Here is a 19,989-nt window from a genome sequence, read left to right on the forward strand (position 1 = left end):
ATGAAATTTGCTCAAGAATTAAGACAAGGGTCTACTATCAAAATAGGAAATGATCCATTTATCGTATTAAAAGCAGAGTACAACAAATCTGGAAGAAATGCTGCGGTAATGAAATTAAAAATGAAAAATCTAATCGCTGGAAACATTGTTGATACAGTTTTAAAAGCTGATGAGAAAATGGATGACATCAGATTAGATAAAGTTAAATGTATCTATTCATATAATGATGGAACTAACTACATCTTCTCTAACCCAGAAACTTGGGACCAAATCGAATTATCAGCTGAAGAATTAGGAAACGCTTTAAACTACTTAGAGGAAGAAATGGAAGTTGCAGTAGAATACTATGAGTCAACTCCAGTTGCAGTAGAATTACCTACATTTGTTGAAAGACAAATCGAATATACAGAACCAGGATTAAGAGGAGATACTACTGGAAAAGTTTTAAAACCAGCTAGATTAAATACTGGATTTGAAATTCAAGTTCCTTTATTCGTTGAGCAAGGTGAATGGATTAAAATAGACACTAGAACTGACGAATATGTTGAAAGAATTAAAAAATAATTAAAATAATAAAAAAATTAGCCTTGGATATTTTCCAAGGCTTTTTTGTATAACAAATTATAATTTTTTATAAAATTTCTCTACCTTCTAAAGCTTTAGATATAGTAGCATTATCAGCGAACTCTATATTTCCTCCCATAGGAATACCACTAGCTAATTTAGAAACTACAACTCCAAAAGGTTTTAAAAGTTTAGTTAAATACATAACTGTAGTTTCTCCTTCTAAATCAGAACTTAAAGCAAAAATAATTTCTTTAATATTTTCTTTACTAACTCTTTCTAACAAAGATTTTATATTTAATTTATCTGGAGTGATTCCATCTAATGGTGCAATTTTTCCATTTAAAATATGATAAACTCCATTAAATTTTCCAGTCTTTTCAAGAGTGACAATATCTCTAGAGTCTTCTACCACACAAATTGTTTCATGGTCACGATTAATATTGCTACAAATATCACAAATATCTTCTTCACTATAATTGCCACACACAGAACATTTTTTTACTAAAGTTTTTGAATCCTTAAGAGCTTGAATAAAAGTTTCAATTTCTTTTTCAGGTGTATTTAACACATAAAAAGCTAATCTTGTAGCAGATTTTCTTCCTATTCCTGGAAGTTTGTTAAATTCATCAATTAATATTTCTAAATGTTTAGAACTCATTTTTTTCCTTTCTTAAACTTTCAAATTATTTATTCATATTTTATAATATAATTTTTTTTTTTGCAATGGTATTATGGGAAAAGGCATAAATATTGAAAAAAAACTAAAATTGTGGTAAAATATGATGATAAGAAAAGATAATTTACTAAAAGTCAATAATTATTTTATGGAGGGGAAATGGGATTTTTTGATAAACTTTTTGGAAGAAAGAAAAAAGAGGAGGAGAAAAAAGAAGAAAACCTTGAAATTATAGTTCAAGAACAAGAAAATAAAATAGAAGAAGAAAAGACAGAAGAAAAAATAGAAGAAACTATTATAGAAAATCTAAATGAAAAGAAAAAGATTGAAGAAATTAAACAAGGAGAGGTTGAAGTAAAACCTGAAACTTTAAGTTCTCAAATTTCTCAAGATGAAAATAAAAATATAGAAGAAAATAAAGAAATTACTTTAGAAGAAAAACCAGAAAATTTAGAAATAAAAGAAGAAATTAAAGTAGAAAATGAAATAATAGAAAAAAAACCAGAAGAAAAAGAGAAAAAAGACTTTTTTGTTAGTCTAAAAGAAAAATTATTTAGAACAAGAGAAGGATTATTCCAAAAGATAAAAAATATTTTTTCTGGAAGAACTACTATAGATGATGATTTATATGAAGAATTAGAAGAATTACTTATTCAGTCAGATATAGGGTTTGATATGACTGTAAAAATAGTAAGTGAATTAGAAAAAGAGATTAATAAAAGAGGAATAAAAAATCCCGAAGAAATTTATGGAGTTCTAAAAGAAGTTATGGAGAGATTTCTTATCAGTGAAGGAAATCAATTAGACATAATTGATGGAGAACTTAATGTAATATTAGTTGTAGGAGTAAATGGAGTTGGAAAAACTACAACTATTGGAAAACTTGCTAAAAAATATAAATCTCAAGGAAAAAAAGTAATTGTTGGGGCAGCAGATACTTTTAGAGCCGCTGCCATAGAACAATTAGAAGAATGGGGAAAAAGAGCAGATGTAGAAGTAGTGAAAAAAGAGCAAGGAAGTGACCCAGGTTCTGTAGTTTTTGATGCCATTCAAGTGGCTCAAGATAAAAAAGCAGATATTTTAATTATAGATACAGCAGGTAGATTACATAATAAAAGTAATCTTATGAAAGAACTTGAAAAGATAAATAATATCATACAAAAAAAATTAGGGCATAATAGATATGAATCCATTTTAGTCATAGATGGAACAACGGGTCAAAATGGACTTACACAAGCAAAAATATTTAATGAAGTTACAAAACTAACAGGATTTATAGTTACAAAACTTGATGGAACAGCAAAAGGTGGAATAGTGTTCAGTATATCTGAAGAGATAAAGAAACCTATTAAATATATAGGTGTGGGAGAAAAAATAGAGGATTTAAGAGAATTTAATATTAAAGATTATATAGATGCTATTTTTGATTAAAAATTTCTAAATATTACAATAATATTTAAGAAAAAATACAAAAAACTTTTAAAAAATATTGTAAAAATTTTGAAAATTTGTTAATATATATGTGAAAGTTTTAAAAAAATGTTTAATATTGTTTAACAGTTAAAAGTTTCTACATAAAAGTTAAAGTGAAATGGATTATTTAAGGGAGGCTAAAAAATGAGTTTTTTAGGAAAAGTTAGAAAAAAAGCTTTACAAGCTTACAGTAGAATAGTTCTACCAGAATCAACAGATGAAAGAGTTTTAAGAGCAACAGCAGAAATTTTAAAAGAAAAATTAGCACGTCCAGTATTAATAGGAAATGCTGAAAGAATAGCTTTAGATGCTAAAGCTTATGAAATTTCTTTAGAAGGAGCAAAAATAGTTGATCCTGAAAAATTTGAAAGAATGGATGAATATGCTCACAAATTTGCAGAAATGAGAGCAAAAAAAGGAATGACTTATGAAAAAGCAAAAGAAATTTTAACAACAGATGTAAACTTTTTAGGTGCTATGTTAGTTAAAATGGGTGATGCAGATGGAATGGTATCAGGATCTTTATCACCTACAGCAAATGTATTAAGAGCAGGAATTCAAGTTATAGGAACTAAACCAGGAGTAAAAACAGTTTCCTCTGTATTTGTTATGGAATTAACACAAAAACAAGATTTATTTGGAAATATTTTATTATTTGGAGATTGTTCAGTAATTCCTAGACCAACTTCTGAACAATTAGCTGATATAGCAACTTCAGCAGCTGAAACAGCTCAATCAATAGCAGGAATTAATCCTAGAGTAGCATTATTAACTTTCTCTACAAAAGGTTCTGCAAATCATGAATGTGTTGATTTAGTAAAAGATGCTGGAGCAATATTAAGAGCAAGAAAAGTTGGATTTAGATTTGATGATGAATTACAAGCCGATGCAGCTATTGTTAAATCAATAGGAGAAATTAAGGCTCCATTATCAGATGTATCTGGAAATGCTAATGTATTAATATTCCCAACTTTAGCAGCAGGAAATATAGGATATAAATTAGTTCAAAGATTAGCTGGTGCAAATGCTTATGGACCAATCATTCAAGGATTAGCATCACCTATTAATGACTTATCAAGAGGATGTTCAGCAGAAGATATTGTTGTATTAACAGCAGTTACTTCAACACAAGCTTGTGCAATGTGTGGAGTAGAAGATTAATTAAAAATTTAAAAACATAAAATTATTATTGAGGAGTGTATTTTTAAATGAAAGTTTTAGTTATAAATTGTGGAAGCTCATCTTTAAAATATCAATTACTAAATCCTGAAAATGGAGAAGTTTTTGCAAAAGGATTATGTGAAAGAATAGGAATAGACGGTTCTAGAATGGAATACGAAGTTCCAGCTAAAGATTTTGAAAAAGAATTTTTAAGTCCTATGCCTACACATAAAGAAGCATTAACATTATTAATAAACACTTTAACTGATAAAGAAATAGGAGTTGTAGCATCAGTAGATGAAGTTGATGCTATAGGACATAGAGTTGTTCATGGAGGAGAAGAATTTGCAAAATCAGTTCTTTTAACTCCAGAAGTTATGAAAGCTATTGAAGCTAATAATGAGTTAGCACCTTTACATAATCCAGCTAACTTAATGGGAATTGAGACTTGTATGGAACTTATGCCAGGAAAACCTAATGTAGGAGTATTTGATACAGCATTCCATCAAACAATGCCTAAAAAAGCATTTATGTATGCTTTACCATATGAAGATTATACAGAATTAAAAGTTAGAAAATATGGATTCCACGGAACATCTCATAAGTTTGTTTCTGAAGAATGTATAAAGACATTAGGAAATCCAGAGCATTCAAGAATAATTGTTTGCCATTTAGGAAATGGGGCATCTATATCAGCTGTAAAAGATGGAAAATGCATAGATACATCTATGGGACTTACTCCATTACAAGGCGTAATGATGGGAACTAGATGTGGGGACATAGATCCAGCAGCAGTATTATTCATTAAAGGAAAAAGAAATCTTTCTGATAAAGAAATGGATGCTAGATTAAATAAACAATCAGGAATTTTAGGAATATATGGAAAATCTTCTGACTGTAGAGATATGGAAAATGGAGTTGCTGAAGGGGATGAAAGAGCAATTCTTGCAGAGCAAATGTTTATCTATAAAATAAGAGCTTATGTAGGAAATTATGCAGCGCAATTAGGTGGATTAGATGCAATTTGTTTTACTGGAGGAATTGGAGAAAATGCTCCAGGAGTAAGAGCAGGAGTAGTAGAAGGATTAGAATTTATGGGAGTAAAAATTAATCCAGAAATAAATAATGTTAGAAAAAAAGGAACTGTTGATTTATCAGCAGCTGACTCTAAAGTAAAAGTTTTCAAAATTCAAACTAATGAAGAATTAGCAATAGCAAGAGATACTTTTGAAATAGTAACAAAATTATAATTAAATTTTAGCCAAAAAACATAAAATAAATAAATTTAAGAGTCAAAGGGAGGAAACAACATGGCAAAAAAAATGCAAACAATGGATGGTAACCAAGCTGCTGCATATGCATCATATGCATTTACAGAAGTAGCAGGAATTTACCCAATAACTCCATCATCACCAATGGCAGAATATACTGATGAATGGGCAGCAAAAGGAATGAAAAATATATTTGATGTTCCAGTAAAATTAGTAGAAATGCAATCAGAAGCAGGAGCTGCAGGAACTGTTCACGGTTCATTAATAGCAGGGGCTTTAACAACAACTTATACAGCTTCTCAAGGATTATTATTAAAAATTCCTAATATGTATAAAATAGCTGGAGAATTATTACCAGGTGTTATCCATGTATCTGCAAGAGCTCTATCAACTCATGCATTATCAATTTTTGGAGACCATCAAGATATTTATGCAGCTAGACAAACTGGATTTGCAATGTTTGCAACTAACTCAGTTCAAGAAGTTATGGACTTAGCAGGAGTAGCTCACTTAGCAGCTATTAAATCAAGTGTTCCATTCTTACATTTCTTTGATGGATTCAGAACTTCTCATGAAATTCAAAAAGTTGAAGTTATGGATTATGAAGTATTTAAAAACTTAATAGATATGGAAGCTGTAGAGAAATTCAGAAAAAGAGCTTTAAACCCTGAGTTTCCAGTAACTAAAGGTTCTGCACAAAATGATGATATTTACTTCCAAGGAAGAGAAGCTCAAAATAAATTCTATGAAGCAGTACCAGATATCGTTAATTACTATATGGGAGAAATTTCAAAAGTAACTGGAAGAGATTATAAACCATTTAACTATGTAGGACATCCAGAAGCTGAAAGAGTAATCGTTGCAATGGGTTCTGTTTGTGAAGCAGCAGAAGAAGTTGTTGATTATTTAGTAGCTCAAGGAGAAAAAGTTGGTTTAGTAAAAGTTCACTTATACAGACCATTCTCTTCTAAATATTTCTTTGATGTATTCCCTAAAACAGCTAAAAAAGTTGCTGTATTAGATAGAACAAAAGAATCTGGATCAATTGGAGAACCTCTATATCTAGATGTAAGAGCTTTATTCTATGGAATGGAAAATGCTCCTGTAATAGTTGGAGGAAGATACGGATTATCATCTAAAGATACAACACCTGCTCAAATATTTGCAGTATATGATGAATTAACAAAAGATGAACCTAAAAATGGATTTACAATTGGTATTGAAGATGACGTTACTTTCACATCTTTACCATTAACTAACCATACAGTTGTTTCTCAACCTGGATTAAAAGGATGCTTATTCTTTGGATTAGGATCTGATGGTACAGTTGGAGCAAACAAAAACTCAATAAAAATTATTGGAGATAAAACAGACTTATATGCACAAGCATACTTTGCATATGACTCTAAAAAATCTGGAGGAGTTACTAGATCTCACTTAAGATTTGGTAAAAAACCAATTAAATCTACATATTTATTAAATGCACCTTCATTTGTTGCATGTTCAGTACCAGCTTATGTTGGAAAATATGATATGATTAACAATTTAAAAGATGGTGGAACATTCTTATTAAACTGTGTATGGGATAAAGATGAAGTATTAACTCATATCCCTAATGACTTCAAAAAATTATTAGCTGAGAAAAATGCAAAATTCTATATAATCAATGCAACTAAACTTGCTAGAGAAATAGGATTAGGAAATAGAACTAATACAATAATGCAATCTGCTTTCTTCAAATTAGCTGATATTATTCCATTTGAAGAAGCTCAACAATATATGAAAGACTATGCTAAAAAATCTTATGCTAAAAAAGGAGACGACATTGTTAAATTAAACTGGGACGCTATCGATGTAGGAGCAGATGGATTAGTTGAAATTACTGTAGATCCAGCTTGGAAAGATTTACCAGTAGAAACTAAAGCTTGTTCAGATGAATGTTGTTCTTCTTGTGGATGTGGATGTGAAGATAAGACTAAAGCATATGCTGAAAATATCTCTTATCCAGTTAACCATGTAAGAGGATATGATTTACCAGTTTCAGCTTTCAAAGGATATGAAGATGGAACTATGGAAAATGGATTAGCAGCTTATGAAAAAAGAGGAGTTGCAGTAATGGTTCCAGAATGGCAAATGGCTAACTGTATCCAATGTGGACAATGTTCATATGTATGTCCTCATGCTGCAATAAGACCATTCTTATTAGATGAAAATGAAGTTGCTAATGCACCAGAAGGATTAGAAGTTGCTAACCCTATTGGAAAAGGATTTGATGGATTAAAATATAGAATGCAAGTGTCAATAATGGATTGTACAGGATGTGGATCTTGTGCTGATGTATGTCCAGCTAAAGAAAAAGCATTAGTAATGGTACCTATTGATACAGCTAAAGAAGATAAAGAAGATATTTATGCAGAATATATGTATAATAAGGTAACTTATAAAGATAATTTAATGGCTAAAAATACTGTTAAAGGATCTCAATTTGCTCAACCACTATTTGAATTCAACGGAGCTTGTCCAGGATGTGGAGAAACTCCATACTTAAAAGCAATAACTCAATTATTTGGAGAAAATATGATGGTAGCTAACGCAACTGGATGTTCTTCAATTTATTCAGGATCATCTCCATCAACTCCATATTGTAAAAATGCTGAAGGACATGGACCATCTTGGGGATCTTCATTATTTGAAGATAATGCTGAATATGGAATGGGAATGCATGTTGCAGTAGAAGCTTTAAGAGATAGAATTCAAACTGTAATGGAAAAATCAATGGATCAAGTTGGAGAAGAAGTAGCTGCTCTATTCAAAAAATGGATAGAAAATAGAAACTCTTCTGTTGTAACAAGAGAAGTTAAAGATCAATTAGTTCCAGCTTTAGAAGCATGTGGATGTGAAGTAGCTAAAGAAATACTTTCACTAAAACAATATCTAGTTAAAAAATCTCAATGGATAGTTGGAGGAGACGGATGGGCTTATGACATTGGTTATGGAGGATTAGACCATGTATTAGCAACTAATGAAGATGTTAATGTAATTGTATTAGATACAGAAGTTTATTCTAATACAGGAGGACAAGCATCTAAATCAACTCCTACAGGAGCAATTGCAAAATTTGCTGCTGCTGGTAAAGCATTCAAGAAAAAAGATTTAGCAGCAATAGCAATGTCTTATGGACATATTTATGTTGCTCAAGTATCTATGGGAGCTAACCAACAACAATTCTTAAAAGCTATAGCTGAAGCTGAAGCTCACCAAGGACCTTCAATTATCATAGCTTACTCACCATGTATTAACCATGGAATTAGAAAAGGAATGAACAAATCTCAATTAGAAATGAAACTTGCTACTGAATGCGGATACTGGCCAATATTTAGATATAACCCAGCATTAGAAGCAGAAGGTAAAAATCCATTAACAATAGATTGCAAAGAGCCTAACTGGGATAAATATGAAGAATACTTATTAGGTGAAGTAAGATATGCTACATTGAAAAAAGCAAATCCTAGTCAAGCTGAAGAATTATTTATAAAAAATAAAGCAGATGCTCAAAGAAGATGGAAACAATATAAGAGATTAGCTGCTATGGACTTTTCTAAAGAAGATTAATAGTTTTTCTTAAGTTGTAAAATCTAACTAAATAATGATAAATATGGGATCGATGTATATCGGTCCCAATTTATTATATAAGGAGAATATAAAATGTTTACAAGAACTAGACGGTTAAGAAAATCATCAATAATGAGAGAAATGGTAAAAAATGTAACAATTAATTTAAATCAATTAGTTTATCCTCTGTTTATAGAAGAAGGAGAAAATATTAGAGAAGAGATAGATTCTATGCCTAATCAATACAGAATATCAATAGATAATTTAGAAAATGAATTAAAAGAAATAGTTGAGTTAGGAATAAGATCTATATTATTATTTGGAATTCCAAAAATAAAAGATGAAATTGGTAGTGAGGCTTATAATGATAATGGAATTGTACAAAAGGCAGTTAGATTTATAAAAGAGAAATTTCCAGAAATTTTAATAATCACAGATGTTTGTATGTGTGAATATACATCTCATGGACATTGTGGTATATTAAATAAGTGTGATGTAAATAATGATATAACTTTGAAGTATCTTTCTAAAATAGCTTTATCTCATGTAAAAGCTGGTGCTGACATAGTAGCGCCTTCAGATATGATGGATGGAAGAATAGAAGGTATTAGAAAAACTTTAGATGAAAATGGATATGTTGATATTCCAATAATGGCTTATAGTGTAAAATATGCTTCAAGCTATTATGGACCTTTTAGAGATGCAGCTGATTCAGCTCCTAGTTTTGGGGATAGAAAAACATATCAAATGGATTTTAGGAATAATAAAGAATATTTTAGAGAAATAGAAGCTGATATTGAAGAAGGAGCAGATTTTATTATGGTAAAACCAGCTCTTGCTTATTTAGACGTATTAAAAGCTGTGTCAGATAGAATTAATTTACCAGTAGTTGCTTATAATGTGAGTGGAGAATATTCCATGGTAAAAGCAGGAAGTAAAAATGGATGGATTAATGAAAAGAATATAGTTATGGAAAATATGTATGCTATGAAAAGAGCAGGAGCAGATATTATTATAACTTATCATGCTAAAGATATAGCAAGATGGGTAAAAACTGGAGAAATAATATTATAATGAAATTAGAAAATTTTATAGTTATTGGGATATCACATTTAGAATATGATACTGAAAAAAGAGAAAATTTTATAAAAAAAAATCCTGAGAAGTTTATTGAAAATTTAAAAATAGATGGTTGTATTGAAGGATATATAAGTGTTATAACATGTCTTAGGGTAGAGTTTTATATAGATTTAGGTAAAAATTCTTTAAAAGATTTTTTGAATACAACTAAAGTAAAAGAATTTTTTAAATTCGAAAAAATATTTTTTAAATCTGAAAAAGAAGCAATAAAATATTTATTTAAAGTAAGTTGTGGATTTTATTCAATAATAAAAGGAGAAGACCAAATTTTAGCTCAAATAAAAAAAAGTTATTTGAATTCTTTAGAAAAAGATACAAGTAGTAAATTGTTAAATGTGGTATTTAATAAAGGAATAGAATTAGGAAAAAAATTTAGAACAGAAAGTGAGATATCTCACAATGCTTTATCTTTAGAAGCTATATCACTTAAATTTATAAAAGATTCAATAGATATATTGGAGAATAAAAAAATTTTAATTTTGGGAATAGGTGATTTAGCACAAAGTATATTACATCTTTTAATAAAAGAAAATACAAAAAATATAACAATAACAAATAGAACAGAACATAAAGCTTTAGAAATAAAAAATATTTATAAAAATGTAAATGTAATAAGTTTTAATAAAAAAAATGAAGCAGTAATAGAATCTGATATTATAATAAGTGCTACTTCTGCTCCACATCTTGTGTTAAAAAAAGAAGAACTAGAAAATAAAATAAAAACAGATAAAAAATATACTTTTTTAGATTTAGCAGTACCTAAAGATATAGACCCACAATTAGCTAAGTTAGAAAATATAGATTTATTTAATTTAGATGATGTTTGGAATGTATATAATAAGAATGTAAAAAATAGAGAGAAAATTTTAAAAGAATATGAATTTCTAATTTATGAACAAATAGAAAAATTAGAAAAATGGTTTCAATGGAAAGAAAAAATGGAGACTGATTAATAATTCAGCCTCCATTTTTATATTATTTAATATGTTTATTTTTTAATTTTTCTAGTAATTCTTCATCAACAGGAATATCTTCTACATATAGTCTAGGAATAACTCTATCCATAGGAAGAATTCCTACTGACATTGCAATACCTTGAGGTAAAGACATTCTAAAAGTTTTGAGATATTTAAGCATCATATCAACAGATTTTTCAGGAACAGTTAAAAGAAATATACAATCTGTTCCAGGCCAGATATTAGTATTTTTATGTTTTAATTTTTCACTCCAAACAGTTTCAACTTTTTTATGAATGCCATAATAGTAAAAATTAATTTCATCAAAAAATTCTTCTAATCTACTTTTCTGAGCCTCATTAATATAAACCATCATCATTTTAAAATGTAAGAATTCTTCACGCATAATATTTCCTCCTATATTCAAAAATTTAATTTTTATATAAAATTATTCTAACTAAAGCCTTTATTTCCTTTAAAATTATTTATTTTTTCTTTTAGATTCATAGTTTTGAGCTTTTTCAGCCATTTTTTCTCTAATAGGAGTAATTATTTTTTGTAAAAAGTTTAAAATATGATTATTCATATCTTCAACTAAAGTATAAAGAATAGGAATAACTACAAGTGTTAATAAAGTAGAGAAAGAAAGACCAAACATAACTGTTACAGCCATTCCTTTATAAATTTCAGAACCTTCTCCAACACCTAAAGCTAGAGGTAACATACCAAAAACAGTAGTCATTGTAGTCATAAGTATAGGTCTAAGTCTAGTTCTACAAGATTCAATAACTGCAGTTTTTCTATCAGAACCTCTTTCTCTAGTAAGTTTGATAAAATCTATTAAAACAATTGCATTGTTAACAACTATACCAGCAAGCATTATAATACCAACCATAACCATAACATCAATTGGTTGTCTAAATAAAACTAATCCAATTAAAATACCAATAAATGCTAGAGGGAAAGAACCTAGAATAATTATAGGTAAAACAAAGTTTTCAAACTGAGAAGCAAGTAAAGCATATATTAAGAATATAGAAATTCCTAAAGCTGCTCCTAATTGCTTAGATGCATCTTGTAAATTTTCTGAATCTCCACCAAATTTATAAGAAACTGTAGAAGGTGGATTTGATTCTTTGAAAGCTTTAACTAATTCAGATTGAAGAGCTGCAAGTCCTACTCCACCATCATTGGCAGAGACAGAAACTGAATATATTCTGTCTTGTTTATTTATTTCTGAAGAACCTTCAACAGTAACTATATCAGCCACATCAGAAACTTTTACAAATTTATTATCACCTATTTTAATATTTAAATTTGCTAAATCTGTTAAAGAACTTCTTTTTTCTTTTGGTAATCTAACAAGTATATCAAGTTCTTCAACTCCTGTTTTAACAGTCGCTGTGTCTCCTCTATTTCCTCCTAAAACAAAATAACTTATTGTTTGTCCAACTACTGTTGGATTAATTCCATAGGCTCTAATTTTTTCTCTATTAAGAACTATTCTAGCTTCTGGGGTACCTGGGTCTAATGAAGAAGTGATATCAACAGCACCATCAAATTCTTTAATCTTATCAACAACTTGTTTACCAATAGTTTTAAGTTCGTTATAATTTGGTCCCATAATATTTATTTCAACATCTCTTTCAGGAGCTCTCATTGCAAAACTTTCTGATAAACTAATTCTAACATCAGGAATTTTTTCTACTTGAGGTCTTATTCTATTAATAACATCAAATACAGATTCATCTCTTGTATCTTTTTTACCAATGTCAACGTTTATAGCTACAGTATCATTAGTGATAAAATCAAAATAATATCCAGTAGCAGAATCATTTTTTATAATTTCTTCTATTTGTTTAGCTATTCTTTCAGATTTTTTAATATCAAGTCCATTTCCAAGCTCAGCTACTATTGAATATCTTCCTTGGTCTTGTTTAGGCATAAATTCAACTTTTAAGAATCTTCCACAAACTAAAATTGTAGCAAAGAAAACACCTAAAGTTATTCCAACAGTTTTAAATCTATTTTCAATAGCCCAAGTAATAAGTTTTAAATATTTTTGTTTTACAGTAGCAAAGATTTTTCCTTCGCTAGTAATATTAATTTTATTACTTAAAAATCTACTAGCAACCATTGGCATAAGAGTTAGTGAAACTATAAGGGCTGCTAAGTTAGAGAAAATAATTGATAATGACATATCACGGAATATTTCTCTTGCTATACCAGGGATAAATAGTATAGGAATAAAAACAACCATAGTTGTAAGAGAAGAAGCTATGATAGACATTGTAACTTCTGTTGTACCATTATCAGAAGCTTCAGCAACAGGAGAATTTAATTCTGTCATATGACGATAAATATTATCAATAACAACAACTGAGTTATCAGTAAGCATTCCTACTCCTAGTGATAATCCCATTAATGAAATTAAGTTGATAGATGTTCCACTAAAAGATAAGAAAGCAAATGTAAATATAATTGCAACAGGTAGAGCTAATGTAATTAAGAAAGTTGCTCTTATATTTTTTAAGAAAACTAAAAGTATAATTGTAGCAAGAATTAAAGCTTGGAAAGCACTACTACTGATACTTGCAATAGACATATTAATATCTTCAGAAGCATCCATTAGAACTTGATATTTTGTTCCTGGAGGCATAATAGGTTCAAGGTCTTTTAATGCAGCATAAGCTCCTTTATTCAAATCAATAGTACTTCCATCAGCAGATTTTTCTACAGCAACAACCATACCTTCTTCTTGATTTAAAAAACCTAAGTCAGTAAAATCTTCATTAGTAAGAACAACATCAGCTACATCAGATACTCTTAAAGTATTTCCATTACTATTAATAATTATATTTTTAATTTCATCAATATAGTTTGTTTCTCCCATAAATCTAGCAACTATTTGCTTACTACCAGTATCTATGGTTCCTAATGGAATATTTTTATTTGAGTAGTTTATAATATCATATAATTCCATTGGCGAAAGATTATAAGCAGCTAATTTATCTGGATGAATTAATAATTGGATTTGCTTTTCAGGGTTACCAAAGACATTAACTTCTCCAATACCACTAATTCTTTCAAAACGTGGTTTTAAATATTCTTCAATAAAACTACTAAGCTCTGATCTATTTTCTCCAGTAAACATAGTAATTAATGTAAGATTACCAGCTCCGACTTCTATCTTTTTAGCAACAGGTGTATCAGCATCTGCTGGTAAATCATTTGTAATTCTAGAAATTTCCCTTTGAATATCTGTAACTTTTAAATCTGCATTTATACCAAAGTTAAATTCTACTACTATTGTAGATTTTCCAAAAGCAGATGTTGATGTTATTTTATCAATACCTTCAACATTGGGTAAAACTTCTTCTATTTTTTTAGTAACTTGTGTCTCAACGTCTTCAGGAACTGCTCCAGTCCAAGTTGTAGTAATTGTTACAACAGGGATATCCATATTAGGTAATAATTCAGATTTCATAGTAAACATAGTTATAAGCCCTATGAAAATCATTGAAATCATAAGCATTGTTGTTGTAACTGGTCTACGAATTGATAAACCTGCTAGTGTCATTTTTTCCTCCTAAATTTATTAATTTTTACTATTTTTTGTTTCTTCAGATTTTATATCATTAGAAACTGATTCTGTAACTTTGTTACCATCTTCAAGTCCAAATATTCCTTTAACTACAACCTTATCTCCTAAATTAATTTCATCAGAAGAGATAACAGTATAAGTAGAATCTTGTGCTCCAACCTCAACTTTGACTCTCTTAGCAACTCCATCTTTTACAATAAATACATAATTTAGTAAATCTCTTATGAAAATACTTTCATCAGGAACAGACATAGCAGAAACTTTTCCAACAGGAATAGTTACATATGAATACATACCATCTTTAATAGTTTTTTCTGGATTTTTAACTCCAACTTTAATTTTATATTTTTTAGTATCGCTTTCAGCAATAGGGTTAATTTCTAAAATAGTTCCCTCTAAGGTTTTATTAATTGCTGGAACCTCAACAGATAAAGGGCCACCTACTTTTATTTGTCCAAGCCACTCAGCAGGGAATCCAACATAAGCTTCCATTAAATTATCATCAACTACTGTAAATATTGTAGTATTTCCTTCAACTTCATTTCCAACTTTTCCAAATAAATTTCCAACAGTTCCATCAATATCGGCTTTTCTAAATAATTTTTCATAATTATTTTTAGCTACATCAAAATTTGCTTTTGCTGTAGAGTAAGCATTTTCATATTCTACATATTCTAAATAAGAAATAAGTTCTTCAGCATATAATTTTTTGAATTTTTTAAAATTATTATTAGCAACATTAAATAAAGCTTTTGATGAATTATAGGCAGCTTCTGTATCAGCATCAGAAAGTTTCATAACTACTTCACCTTTTTTTACATAATCACCATTTTTTTTATAGATTTTTTCAATAGTTCCACCTTTTTCTGTAGTATGGTCTACTTTATTTTCAGGCTCTAATACAGCATCACTTCTAAAAGTTTGGCTAAGTTCTCTAGTCTGAACTTCTTCAGTAACAACATATTTTGGTTTAACAACAACTTCTTTTACCTCCTCTTTTTTTCCACATCCTATAAAGATAAAAGTAGAAAGTAAAGATAAACAAAGTAATTTTTTCATTTCTATCCTCCATTAAAATTTTTTATACAATTAGATTATAAGTGATCTATAATTTTCAAAAGCTAGTAGATAACTACTTTCAGCTGAATTAAAGTTCATTTGAGCAGTTCTATATTGAGCTTCTGAATTTAGATAATCTTGAGTAGATAAAAGACCAGCCTCATATCTTTTCTTATCAATCTCATAATTTTCACGAGAAGCTTCTAAAGAACTTTTCATAGCAACTCTATATTTTTCTAATCTTAAAACTTCACTATATGCAGTTGCTAAATTAATTTCTATATTATCTTGAGTTATATTATCATTTAATTCTTCAATTTTATAATTTTCTCTAGCTACTCTATAAGCATCTATTCCACTACCGAAACTAAATAATTCCCAGTCTATTTGAACTCCACCTCTCCATTCTTCATCATGGAAAGTATCACTTGAATGTAATCTTTCAGTTCCACCATAACTAGCGAAAACACTTATTTTTGGAAGATTATCACTTAAAGCTACCATTTTTTCTGCTTTTGAATATTCTACTTTATTTTTTGAGATTAAAGCATTAAGACTTTGAGTTTTAGCTGTAATTAAATCTTTTTCAAAATCTATATTAGAACTTAAATTTTCTGGAATAAATAATTCTTCTAAATCTATTTCTTCATTGATATTTAATCCAAGTTCTATTTTTAAATTTTTCTTTTCAGTTTCAATTTGATTTTGAACTTTAACTATTTGAGATTGAATATCAAGTAAAGAATATTCTGTTTTTAAAAGGTCAGCTCTTATGATTAAACGTTCTTCTAATTTTTTTTCTTGTAATTTCATTCTAGTTTGCAATTCTTTTTCAGAAGTTTTTAATGCTTCAAGATTTTTTTCATAAGTTATTACATTTGAATAGTATTGGATAACTCTTATTCTAGTATCAACTTTTTCTTTTAAGAAAGAATAATTAAGAATATTTTTTTGTGCAGCAGCACCTTTTATTCCACCAAATATAGCTCCTCCTTGAAAAATAGGGTAAGTTGCTATGATTTTACTAGAATAACCATCTTTACTAGGAACTTTAAAACTATCATCATTAATTCCTTTTTCATTATAAACTTCTCTTGTATCGTGTTCATATCTAGTATAAACCCCTTGATAAGCTACTGTAGGAAGGGCATATTTAAAAGCACGAGATAGATTAAGTTCTCCAATTTTTTTATTTTTTTCAGCTATTTGAACATTTTTACTATTAGTAAGTGATAGGTCAATAGCTTCTTCTAAGTTAAGAGTTCTAGCAAAAGATAAAGCACTTAACATTAGAAATAAACCTAAAGTTTTTTTCATAAAAAGTACCACCTCATTTATATAAAAATTTTATTTTAATATAAGTTTTATAACTGCTTTAGTCATAAAATTTATTTCTTTTTCTAGATTTATCTTATTAATACAATCTTCGATTTCAGAAATAGTTATATGACTTTCCTTTTTTTCAAAATTCATTAAAGGATTAAAAGAGTTTTCATAAAAAGAATTGATAAAAGCTTTTATTAAATAAGCATATTTATCAATATCATTTTCATCAGATAAATCTAATTTATCTTTATATTTATTTAATATTTTTAAAATATCATGGTTTCCTAATTTTGTGTTATCTAAAATAGAAATTTTTACATTTTCACTTAATAAATTTATATTTTTAAAAAGATTCATAATTATTAAAAAAGATTCAGTATCTATTAATGGAAAAGATAAAGATTGAGCTAAAAATTCTTTTATAGTTTCTTCAAAAGATAACTCTTTTTCTAAAATTTCATTTACTTTATGACGTCTTTGAAATATTTTTTCTGAAATAATAGCTAAAATAAATTCATCTTTTGATTTAAAATAAGTATAGAAACTACCTTTTGCTATTCCCATTTTTTTTGTAATATCTTCAACACTTGTGTTAAGAAAACCTTTTTCTATAATTAATTTTTTTCCTGTAGAAATTATCTCTTCTCTTTTTTTAGAGTTTTTCAAAATTATCCCTCCAGTGACCAAATAGTCAATTTCATCTAAAATAAAGTATACTATAAAATGACTATAAAGTCAACAAGAAATAAAAAATAATAAAAAACTAATGTATTATAAAAAACAAAAATATTTTAAAAAAAATATATGTCACAATTATGACTTTTTTAATAAATTTTAAATAATAAAAAAGAGATAACTAAAAAGTTATCTCTAAAAATTATATATAATCATAATTAGTAATTAGTACATCTAATTCTAAAATAAGCTTGAGGATGGTCACATACTGGACAAGTTAAAGGAGCTTCAGTTCCTATATGTAAATGTCCACAGTTTCCACATTCCCACACTTGGATTTCAAGTCTTTTGAAAACTTCTTGATTTTCTATATTAGCAAGTAATTTTCTATATCTTTCTTCATGTTCTTTTTCAATTTTTGCTACTCCATCCATAACTTTTGCAATATCTTCAAATCCTTCTTCTCTAGCTTCTTTAGCGAAAGTTGCATACATATCTGTCCATTCATAATTTTCTCCAGCAGCAGCATCTTTTAAGTTTTCAATAGTAGAAGGCATTCCACCATGAAGAAGTTTAAACCAAAGTTTAGCATGTTCTTTTTCATTATTAGCAGTAACTTCAAATAATTCAGCTATTTGCACATATCCTTCTTTTTTAGCTTTAGAAGCATAATAAGTATATTTGTTTCTTGCTTGAGATTCTCCAGCAAATGCAGTCCATAGATTTTTTTCTGTTTTAGTTCCTTTTAATTCCATAAAATATTTTCCTCCTTACAAGATGTGATAATGATTCCTACATCTATATTATAACTCATTAATTAATTAAAAGTCAAATAAAAAGAGAGAAAAAGAAATAAAAATATGATTAGTTATTTTTACAATTTTTACAAACACCATCAAAAATAATATTGAAATTATCTATTTTTATATCTTGTTCTTTAGATATACTTTTTATAAAATTATCTATTTCTAAACTATTAATATCTATTAAACAACCGCAAATATTACATTTTAAATGTGCATGAGGACTTAAGTTTTTATCAAATTTATCAACTTCTCCAGGTAAAGAAACTTTTTTTATTTCATTTGACTCAGTTAATTTTATTAGATTTCTATATACTGTACCTAAACTTAATTTTGGATTATCTTTTTTTAATGAAGTATATATTGTATCAGCTGTAGGATGATCATTATGATTTAATACATAATTTAAAATTAATTCTCTTTGTTTAGAATATTTCATAATAAACCTCTTTCACATATAGATAGTTTTAATTTAAATATTTATAAAATTTTAAATATTATATCATGATAATTTAATAAAGTCACTTATTTATTTTTTATGTTTAATTATTTTTCTATAAGAATAATAATATGTAATTTTGTAAAAAAATAGTATTTTTTTGTTGACAAAATAAAATAAATATGATATTATTATTTTAATAATAGTAATTATTACTATTATTAATTAAAAAATAGGAGGTAGGAAAATGAGAAGTATAACAACATTTGATTTACAATACGCACATAGATTTTATAAATTTAAAGGGGAAGCTCAATATTTACATGGACATACTGGTGTTTTAACTATAGAAGTAGAAGATTCTATTAATGAGGGAGTTAATATGGTATTTCCTTGTAATGAAATCCAAAAAATTGCTTGGGATCTTTTGAAAAACTTTGATCATGCTTTGATTTTAAGAGAGGATGATCCTTTATTACCAGTTATATTAAAAGTTTATGAAGAAACAGGAATAAAAGATGGACATCCACAAAATACTATGAAAGGAATAGCTTTTAAAACTGAATTGGCCACTGCTTATCCAGATTGTAGATTGGTAGTAACAAAAGAAACATTAACAGTAGAGGGAATGATAAAAATAGTATATGATTTATTAAAAGATAAATTAAATATAGCAAAAATTACTTTTACAAGTGGAGTAAATGCCGCTTCTGAAGAGTTTATTACTAAAAATAATATAGAACGTTGTCCTTTATGTGGAATATCATTAAATGAAAATGGTATTTGTCCAAAATGTGGATATAAAAAATAAATAGGATAATTAATAAATTTTTAAAGATATCATAATTTTGTGATATCTTTATTTTTTATAGAAAGATTAGATTTTTTAGAATAAAAAAACACTTGAAAATCTCAAGTGTTAATCTTAACAGAATGCCATAAGCGGGATCGAACCGCTGACCTACGCAGTGCAAGTGCGTCGCTCTCCCAAACTGAGCTATATCCCCAAGTATAAATATATGTATTTTAAAAATGGTGCCTAGGAATAGATTCGAACTATCGACCGTACGGGTATGAACCGTATGCTCTAGCCAACTGAGCTACCTAGGCATGGTGGAGATAAGCGGGATCGAACCGCTGACCTACGCAGTGCAAGTGCGTCGCTCTCCCAAACTGAGCTATATCCCCGAACAAGGTATATCATACCAAAAAAAATACTCTTTGTCA

16 protein-coding genes and 2 tRNA genes are annotated in these 19,989 nt (G+C 28.1%); 8 read left to right on the plus strand and 10 right to left on the minus strand.

All coding sequences use genetic code 11. The annotated features are described in order from the left end of the window. A complete protein-coding gene (efp, locus tag T364_RS0107015; protein WP_027128939.1) occupies positions 1 to 564 on the plus strand; it encodes an elongation factor P in 564 nt (187 codons plus the stop codon). Between the two features lie 67 nt (positions 565 to 631). Here the strand turns inward: efp and recR are convergent, their stop codons facing one another. After that, complete coding sequence (recR, locus tag T364_RS0107020) at positions 632 to 1,225, minus strand: recombination mediator RecR (RefSeq protein WP_027128940.1); 594 nt, start codon at positions 1,223 to 1,225, stop codon at positions 632 to 634. A 177-nt stretch (positions 1,226 to 1,402) separates the two neighbouring features. On the opposite strand from recR, the gene ftsY reads away from it, so the two are divergent. The 6 genes from ftsY to hemA all read left to right on the plus strand — a co-directional run bounded on the left by ftsY (position 1,403) and on the right by hemA (position 10,853). Further along, positions 1,403 to 2,674: a signal recognition particle-docking protein FtsY gene (gene ftsY, locus T364_RS0107025; protein WP_027128941.1), complete on the plus strand. Its 1,272-nt coding sequence runs from the start codon at positions 1,403 to 1,405 to the stop codon at positions 2,672 to 2,674. Between the two features lie 186 nt (positions 2,675 to 2,860). Beyond that, entirely contained in the window at positions 2,861 to 3,877 is a 1,017-nt protein-coding gene (pta, locus tag T364_RS0107030; RefSeq protein ID WP_027128942.1) for a phosphate acetyltransferase, read from the plus strand. A gap of 47 nt (positions 3,878 to 3,924) precedes the next feature. Further along, a complete protein-coding gene (locus T364_RS0107035; RefSeq protein WP_027128943.1) occupies positions 3,925 to 5,127 on the plus strand; it encodes an acetate/propionate family kinase in 1,203 nt (400 codons plus the stop codon). Positions 5,128 to 5,187: 60 nt separating this feature from the next. Further along, positions 5,188 to 8,760 (plus strand): pyruvate:ferredoxin (flavodoxin) oxidoreductase, encoded by a 3,573-nt coding sequence (nifJ, locus tag T364_RS0107040; protein WP_027128944.1) that lies wholly within the window; start codon positions 5,188 to 5,190, stop codon positions 8,758 to 8,760. Positions 8,761 to 8,853: 93 nt separating this feature from the next. Then, complete coding sequence (hemB, locus tag T364_RS0107045; protein ID WP_027128945.1) at positions 8,854 to 9,834, plus strand: porphobilinogen synthase; 981 nt, start codon at positions 8,854 to 8,856, stop codon at positions 9,832 to 9,834. Then, a complete protein-coding gene (gene hemA / locus T364_RS0107050) occupies positions 9,831 to 10,853 on the plus strand; it encodes a glutamyl-tRNA reductase (RefSeq protein WP_027128946.1) in 1,023 nt (340 codons plus the stop codon). The genes hemB and hemA overlap by 4 nt, the downstream gene beginning before the upstream one ends. Before the next feature lie 22 nt (positions 10,854 to 10,875). On the opposite strand, the gene T364_RS0107055 is transcribed toward hemA, so the two are convergent. From T364_RS0107055 to T364_RS0107085, 7 genes are all read right to left on the minus strand, one after another. Then, on the minus strand, positions 10,876 to 11,262 hold the full coding sequence (locus tag T364_RS0107055) for a PG0541 family transporter-associated protein (RefSeq protein ID WP_027128947.1): 387 nt from the start codon (positions 11,260 to 11,262) through the stop codon (positions 10,876 to 10,878). 75 nt (positions 11,263 to 11,337) lie between these two features. Then, positions 11,338 to 14,436 (minus strand): efflux RND transporter permease subunit, encoded by a 3,099-nt coding sequence (locus T364_RS0107060; protein ID WP_027128948.1) that lies wholly within the window; start codon positions 14,434 to 14,436, stop codon positions 11,338 to 11,340. A gap of 18 nt (positions 14,437 to 14,454) precedes the next feature. Continuing rightward, entirely contained in the window at positions 14,455 to 15,519 is a 1,065-nt protein-coding gene (locus T364_RS0107065; RefSeq protein ID WP_027128949.1) for an efflux RND transporter periplasmic adaptor subunit, read from the minus strand. A 30-nt stretch (positions 15,520 to 15,549) separates the two neighbouring features. Beyond that, positions 15,550 to 16,836, minus strand: coding sequence for a TolC family protein (locus tag T364_RS0107070; RefSeq protein ID WP_027128950.1), 1,287 nt, complete (start codon positions 16,834 to 16,836; stop codon positions 15,550 to 15,552). Positions 16,837 to 16,866: 30 nt separating this feature from the next. Further along, a complete protein-coding gene (locus T364_RS0107075) occupies positions 16,867 to 17,511 on the minus strand; it encodes a TetR/AcrR family transcriptional regulator (protein ID WP_027128951.1) in 645 nt (214 codons plus the stop codon). A 227-nt stretch (positions 17,512 to 17,738) separates the two neighbouring features. After that, positions 17,739 to 18,275 carry a rubrerythrin gene (gene rbr / locus T364_RS0107080; protein ID WP_027128952.1) on the minus strand — a complete coding sequence of 179 codons (537 nt, stop codon included), beginning with the start codon at positions 18,273 to 18,275 and terminating at the stop codon, positions 17,739 to 17,741. Positions 18,276 to 18,384: 109 nt separating this feature from the next. Continuing rightward, on the minus strand, positions 18,385 to 18,762 hold the full coding sequence (locus T364_RS0107085) for a Fur family transcriptional regulator (RefSeq protein ID WP_027128953.1): 378 nt from the start codon (positions 18,760 to 18,762) through the stop codon (positions 18,385 to 18,387). Between the two features lie 247 nt (positions 18,763 to 19,009). Here T364_RS0107085 and T364_RS0107090 point away from each other — a divergent pair, with 247 nt between their 5' ends. After that, entirely contained in the window at positions 19,010 to 19,573 is a 564-nt protein-coding gene (locus tag T364_RS0107090) for a 6-pyruvoyl trahydropterin synthase family protein (RefSeq protein ID WP_027128954.1), read from the plus strand. A 222-nt stretch (positions 19,574 to 19,795) separates the two neighbouring features. Here T364_RS0107090 and T364_RS0107100 read toward each other — a convergent pair. Then, positions 19,796 to 19,872, minus strand: a tRNA-Met gene (locus tag T364_RS0107100). A gap of 1 nt (position 19,873) precedes the next feature. Beyond that, positions 19,874 to 19,950, minus strand: a tRNA-Ala gene (locus T364_RS0107105). Positions 19,951 to 19,989: the final 39 nt, after the last annotated feature.

Source organism: Fusobacterium perfoetens ATCC 29250, from assembly GCF_000622245.1.
Classification (GTDB): Bacteria; Fusobacteriota; Fusobacteriia; order Fusobacteriales; family Fusobacteriaceae; genus Fusobacterium_B; species Fusobacterium_B perfoetens.

What these genes read in the sequence shown, in the direction of transcription:
- efp (WP_027128939.1), top strand. Translation starts at nt 1, where the DNA reads ATGAAATTTGCTCAAGAATTAAGACAAGGGTCTACTATCAAAATAGGA.
- recR (WP_027128940.1), bottom strand. Translation starts at nt 1,225, where the DNA reads ATGAGTTCTAAACATTTAGAAATATTAATTGATGAATTTAACAAACTT.
- ftsY (WP_027128941.1), top strand. Translation starts at nt 1,403, where the DNA reads ATGGGATTTTTTGATAAACTTTTTGGAAGAAAGAAAAAAGAGGAGGAG.
- pta (WP_027128942.1), top strand. Translation starts at nt 2,861, where the DNA reads ATGAGTTTTTTAGGAAAAGTTAGAAAAAAAGCTTTACAAGCTTACAGT.
- T364_RS0107035 (WP_027128943.1), top strand. Translation starts at nt 3,925, where the DNA reads ATGAAAGTTTTAGTTATAAATTGTGGAAGCTCATCTTTAAAATATCAA.
- nifJ (WP_027128944.1), top strand. Translation starts at nt 5,188, where the DNA reads ATGGCAAAAAAAATGCAAACAATGGATGGTAACCAAGCTGCTGCATAT.
- hemB (WP_027128945.1), top strand. Translation starts at nt 8,854, where the DNA reads ATGTTTACAAGAACTAGACGGTTAAGAAAATCATCAATAATGAGAGAA.
- T364_RS0107055 (WP_027128947.1), bottom strand. Translation starts at nt 11,262, where the DNA reads ATGCGTGAAGAATTCTTACATTTTAAAATGATGATGGTTTATATTAAT.
- T364_RS0107060 (WP_027128948.1), bottom strand. Translation starts at nt 14,436, where the DNA reads ATGACACTAGCAGGTTTATCAATTCGTAGACCAGTTACAACAACAATG.
- T364_RS0107065 (WP_027128949.1), bottom strand. Translation starts at nt 15,519, where the DNA reads ATGAAAAAATTACTTTGTTTATCTTTACTTTCTACTTTTATCTTTATA.
- T364_RS0107070 (WP_027128950.1), bottom strand. Translation starts at nt 16,836, where the DNA reads ATGAAAAAAACTTTAGGTTTATTTCTAATGTTAAGTGCTTTATCTTTT.
- rbr (WP_027128952.1), bottom strand. Translation starts at nt 18,275, where the DNA reads ATGGAATTAAAAGGAACTAAAACAGAAAAAAATCTATGGACTGCATTT.
- T364_RS0107085 (WP_027128953.1), bottom strand. Translation starts at nt 18,762, where the DNA reads ATGAAATATTCTAAACAAAGAGAATTAATTTTAAATTATGTATTAAAT.
- T364_RS0107090 (WP_027128954.1), top strand. Translation starts at nt 19,010, where the DNA reads ATGAGAAGTATAACAACATTTGATTTACAATACGCACATAGATTTTAT.